This is a genomic window from Mariniflexile jejuense, from assembly GCF_042675665.1.
Taxonomy (GTDB): Bacteria; Bacteroidota; Bacteroidia; order Flavobacteriales; family Flavobacteriaceae; genus Mariniflexile; species Mariniflexile jejuense.
The window spans coordinates 1-4,913 of the sequence record NZ_JBHTJI010000005.1; the positions used below are offsets into that span (position 1 = coordinate 1).

At 30.6% G+C, this 4,913-nt stretch carries 8 protein-coding genes; 1 reads left to right on the top strand and 7 read right to left on the bottom strand.

The genetic code is table 11. The features are described 5' to 3' along the window. The 5 genes from ACFQ1R_RS11385 to ACFQ1R_RS11405 form a co-directional block, all read right to left on the bottom strand. Nucleotides 1-369 (bottom strand): hypothetical protein (locus tag ACFQ1R_RS11385; RefSeq protein ID WP_379926344.1); only part of this gene is annotated, 369 nt, incomplete at its 3' end. Between the two features lie 164 nt (nt 370-533). Continuing rightward, nucleotides 534-1,640 carry a hypothetical protein gene (locus ACFQ1R_RS11390; RefSeq protein WP_379926345.1) on the bottom strand — a complete coding sequence of 369 codons (1,107 nt, stop codon included), beginning with the start codon at nt 1,638-1,640 and terminating at the stop codon, nt 534-536. 150 nt (nt 1,641-1,790) lie between these two features. After that, a complete protein-coding gene (locus ACFQ1R_RS11395; RefSeq protein WP_379926346.1) occupies nt 1,791-2,330 on the bottom strand; it encodes a hypothetical protein in 540 nt (179 codons plus the stop codon). Nucleotides 2,331-2,489: 159 nt separating this feature from the next. Continuing rightward, the gene (locus ACFQ1R_RS11400; RefSeq protein WP_379926347.1) at nt 2,490-2,996 is read right to left on the bottom strand and encodes a hypothetical protein; all 507 of its coding nucleotides are present in this window, start codon (nt 2,994-2,996) and stop codon (nt 2,490-2,492) included. A 287-nt stretch (nt 2,997-3,283) separates the two neighbouring features. Next, the gene (locus tag ACFQ1R_RS11405; protein ID WP_379926348.1) at nt 3,284-3,670 is read right to left on the bottom strand and encodes a hypothetical protein; all 387 of its coding nucleotides are present in this window, start codon (nt 3,668-3,670) and stop codon (nt 3,284-3,286) included. 69 nt (nt 3,671-3,739) lie between these two features. Here ACFQ1R_RS11405 and ACFQ1R_RS11410 point away from each other — a divergent pair, with 69 nt between their 5' ends. Next, nucleotides 3,740-3,955, top strand: coding sequence for a hypothetical protein (locus ACFQ1R_RS11410; RefSeq protein WP_379926349.1), 216 nt, complete (start codon nt 3,740-3,742; stop codon nt 3,953-3,955). Here the strand turns inward: ACFQ1R_RS11410 and ACFQ1R_RS11415 are convergent. Then, nucleotides 3,930-4,223, bottom strand: coding sequence for a hypothetical protein (locus ACFQ1R_RS11415; protein WP_379926350.1), 294 nt, complete (start codon nt 4,221-4,223; stop codon nt 3,930-3,932). The two genes, ACFQ1R_RS11410 and ACFQ1R_RS11415, sit on opposite strands and share 26 nt — an antisense overlap. Nucleotides 4,224-4,388: 165 nt before the next feature. Next, nucleotides 4,389-4,772: an FEKKY domain-containing protein gene (locus ACFQ1R_RS11420; protein ID WP_379926351.1), complete on the bottom strand. Its 384-nt coding sequence runs from the start codon at nt 4,770-4,772 to the stop codon at nt 4,389-4,391. Nucleotides 4,773-4,913: the final 141 nt, after the last annotated feature.

Consider the following 4,913-nt stretch of genomic DNA (forward strand, 5'->3'; position numbering starts at 1 on the left):
TTGAATTGACGGACTTATGTAAAGTCCTCTGTGGTTATTTTCTGAACTGAAATAATATCTGAAATCAATATTCATTGCAAATGTTTTTTCAGAATATTCTGTGTCTTTTGCATCATTAAGATTTCTACCAATCCTATCAAGTAACAAATCGTTAAATTTATTTCTATCTGTAAATCCGTCTTTTCCAGAAGCAAATCCAATTTGAATAGAACTTTTAGGACTTATTACTCTTTCAAATTGGAATTCATATATTCCTTCAAAAGCTGGAACAATGTTAAATTTAAAAATGTTTTTCACTTCTTTGTTTTCCTGTGAGAAACTTACATTGAATGTAAATATAAGCGCTAATAATAAGATTATTTTTTTCATTTGGTAGTTTTGTAAATGTTGCCTAACGTGTTTGTATATGGTTTGTTGCGTGGTTTAAGCACCTAATTTAGCAAATACAAACCGAATAGAAAATCCGCGAGGATTTTCGTAAGTAGGCTAGAACTAGCAATAAATTATATACGGTGTTACCACACGTTTTTATTTCAATTATTTTTATAGAATGTTCGTAATTGTCCAGTTGGACTAATATGAATAACATAATAATCTCCTTTATAATAAACACTTTGTTCGCCTACACGCCTAAAGTCTCTGTCAGGATTATCTTTAAAATGTTCTATAATTTCTTTCTCAATTTTTTTTAAGACAGTTTCAATTACTGTTTTAATATCTCTAAACTTATATTGAAAAACAGTTTTTGATTCAAATCTTTCTCCAATTTGGGTTTCGCTTACGTGTCGCATATAAATATGCAATAAATTTTCATAATCCCACCAAACTGGGATTTCTCCGTGAGTTAACCTTTCAGGTCTAAAGTCAGATGAGAAGTGAATCAACCAAGCTAATGCTTGTTTATAGTCTATTCCGACAGCTTTCCATTTCTCTTGGCTTTTTTGCAATTCTTTTCCTAGGATTTTTATTTTTTGGTCAGCCTCTTCCTTTATTGTATTTTCAAATTCTATTTTTTCCTCGTCGCTCAATAAATCTTTGTAATATTTACTGTTTAAGTAATGATATTTAAGTTCAGGTTTTATTTCGCCAGTTTCTACATTTTTGAAATTTTTCAAGTCCTCAATTGGCATTCTGTCTTCGTATTTTCTTAAGATAATTCCGTTATGTCGATTTATTTCCTCTGGGATTAATTTATATCCGCTTTTAAGTCTTTGGGAATTTAGCCATAACGTCATTTCTTCCTCGTCAACATCTGATAAATTAGAATTAATCGTTATTGGGTCAGGTAAATTTCGAATATCTGATTTCGAAAATTCATTCTCTACGGGTTGAGAGAATTGAAGGATTTCGATTATATCTGAAGCTAATACACCTTCAAATCGTAAATCTCCAATTTGTTGTTCAGTCAATTCGTTAAGTCCATTTCCAACTGCAAATTTGATTAATCCGTCAGTTTTTGGCAATTCCTCAATTGCAATAATATTTTCTAAATCGGCTCTTTCCTTTGGTGTGTAATAAAACTTACCAGTTATAAAATCTCCATATTTATTTCTTGCGTCAGAACCGAATCTGAAAGAGACAGTCACTACTTTGTCAAACTGACCTGAATATTTATATACTTCTTCTTGTGAATACGTCATTTTTCAAATGTGTGGTAACGGTCTCGGCTATGAGTAGTTGCGTGGGTTAACACTTAACTTTACAAGTACACACCAAACTGAAAATCCGCGAGGATTTTCAGAAGTAGGCGAGAACAAGCAATTAATTATAGCCATTGTTGTAACCAGTTTTTATTCGTTAATTTCTTTTACGTTATATACTTCTTTTCCTAAAGTTAAAAAACTAATTCTGTCGAGTTTTCCATTTTCATTATATTCAAACCTTTTGTAGAAAAAGTCATTATAAGATTCATTTTTCCCTCTCATTATTTTCAAATCAGGTTCGATTCGGTTCTTTACTTTATTTAAATTCAGATTATAGTCAAATGTGTACCAATTATTTGTCGAAAAGTGTCCAAATTCATAAAGTTTTTGGTCTTTATAATACAATTCAAATAATCGATGTCCATAATCATTATCAATTCCTTTTCGGCTTTTTCCGTACGCAAAAATTGTTGTTCCGCTATTTTGATTCACAACTTTAAAATCCGATAGATTCAGGTTTGAGTCTACCGTTAATTCAAACGTATTAAAGTCATAAAGTTTGGAAGAAATACTGGTAGCAATACTATGTTCGTCTTTTACTTTTTCAGCGTAATTTTTAAAACCATAGAAACATAAAATTCCGACTATTAGAATTAATAATAACTTCCGATTTTTATTCAGTTTCATTTGGTTCCTCAAATTGGTTACAACGGTCTCGTATAACCGTCAGTTACGGGTTAATATGCGTTAATTTTCGGTTTGGCACTGAAGTTAGCAATTTCGAGTGGATTCGGACGTAGTCGAATCCGCCGTAATTGCGGTTATACATTGTTGTAAAACGTTTTTTTAGTCAATTAGCTTTTGTTTTTTCGGTTTTATTACAATTTCATCGTGCAAGTTTGGGAAATACTTGAGCATTGTTTCTTTATCTTTCCCAGAAGTGTCGATAAAAGTCCAGTTCTGTCCATTGTCATTGGATATTCCAATTAAAGTATATTCAGATTCAATTTTTCCGCGAGGAGTTTTCATCTCAATTATTTGAGTGATAGTGCATTGTAATTCATTCCCTTTTTTTAGAAATTCAGAAGGGTTTTTAAAATTCAAGTCAGTAAAAGAAAAGCCATCATTTTTCATTTTATTCATACCATCTTTAGTAGCCTTTACCATATTCGATTTTCCGCCCATCATTTCGACAACTTTCGGATAGGTGTAATTTGCAAAGTTTTCAAAATCTCCAGCAAGGAAGAATTTTTTCATTTCTCCAAGTTGAGAATTTAAATTTTCGTTTTCAGTTTGAGCAAATGCAAATGAAGTAGTAATTGTCAGAATTAAAATCCAAATTTTTTTATTCATAAAGTTTGTCTTAAATGTTTTACAACGTTCTTGTGTATGATTTAGTAAGGGCTAAGTATAAACTACATCACACACAAGCGCAATTTTAGGTAAACAACAATTTTTATTAATAGACACCATTGCCCTTATTAATTATACACGGTGTTGTGTTTAGTTTTTTAATTGTTTATAACGTGTCTGCAATTTTCAAATATGTTTTTCATGGTTTTTGGTATAATTGGTATCATAAAGACTCTAATTGCTTTGAATGTTGGGTTGTTTATATTGCATCTCCGATAATTACTTTTTTACTTACAAAGTATTTCTTTTGTAATTAGGTATGTTCCTATTGTTGTAATTATAGGAATAATAAATTTAACCCAATTATCTGTTTTTTGAATCCAATATTTATTTAAAATCCAATTCAATCGAAATGCTTGTAATGGATTTAATTTGAAAAATATCTTTTGTTCTTTGTCGTTACTGTCTAAAAATGTTAGTATGTAATTATAACCGTGTGGGTAAACACCTAATTGGTATTTTGAGTGTTTACGAACAACAAAATCTGAATAATCTTTTGGTGAAGTTCCAGAAGGGTAATCAAATTTAATGCGCTGAATTATACCGTATTGAAAAACAACGATACAATCTATAAACTCAATAACTCCGTTTAGATACTTGCTTTTTAATTTCATTGTCAGCGTTTTTAAAGTCAGTCGCACGCAACAGTTGCGTAAGGCTAAGGTCGGTCAAAATTTTAAGTTATGTCAAAGTCAAATAATAAAAGTCAGTCGGATGATTGGTTGTCAAAATTCCCAAACACACAAATGGCTATTAATGAAATGAATCACATAAATTCTTTATTAAAGGAATATCAAAAAAATTATCCGTTTACTGAAAATTTTATTATCGTAAAAGACGAACATGATAAAGACGTCGAAGTAATATCTGTAACTATTGATACCGCGTTAATGATTTAATGTATTCAATGTTCTTCTCTACAAAAATAAAATTACCTGCTTTTCTCATTATTCCCACAATAGTATAGTCGTCACTACTTATTGCGTTCACAGAATAAGCCATTTCCTTATTCCAAAAGTCAAACCAATATATTTTATAATCCTTATCAGTCAAATACTCAATTGGAACAATAAAGAATTTGTCGATAGTTCCACCTTTCCTAGATTCAATCCTTTTTTCTAAAGGCTTTAACTTTTTTAATAATTCTAACGCTTCTTCTTTGTTCATGTGTTGGTGGTTTTTAATTAAACACAACGTGTTTGTATATGGAAAGTTGCGTGTTTGTGTGCGAGGATTTTCCGAAGGAAAATCAGAAGCTAGCAAACAAGCAACTAACTTTGGTTTAGGATAAAACTAGCAATTTTTTATATACTGTGTTGTATGCAGTTTTTATTATTCAAATTTTTCTTTCCACTCACGTTGTTTTAATTCAGTCAGCGAGTCAATTTCTTTTTGATATTTCACTTTCCAGTCAGTTCCGTTTTTATTGGTCAAATAATTATCAATTTCTGCGTTATAAATTTCAATTCCATTTAATTCAGTTCCACTCACAACACATCCAAATCCGACATTAGTAAATCCATATTTTCGACTTATTTTATCCATTTCCATTGGAGAAATCATTAATTCTCCGACTATTACTTTTTGAAGTAAATTGTTCTTAATGTCAGATTTAGCGGTTAAGTAATTAAATCGGTTAAAAAATCCGAAATTCCACAATCCAATTCCGATTAGAATTAATATTATTCCACTAAATATTATCGTTTTTCGTTTCATTTCTCAAATTGCATACAACGTTGATGTATAAGAATAGTTGCGGGTTTGCGTGCGAGGATTTTCCGAAGGAAAATCAGATGCAAGCAAACACACAACTACCTTTGTTTTAGCACAAAACCGCAATTATTTTTATACGGTGTT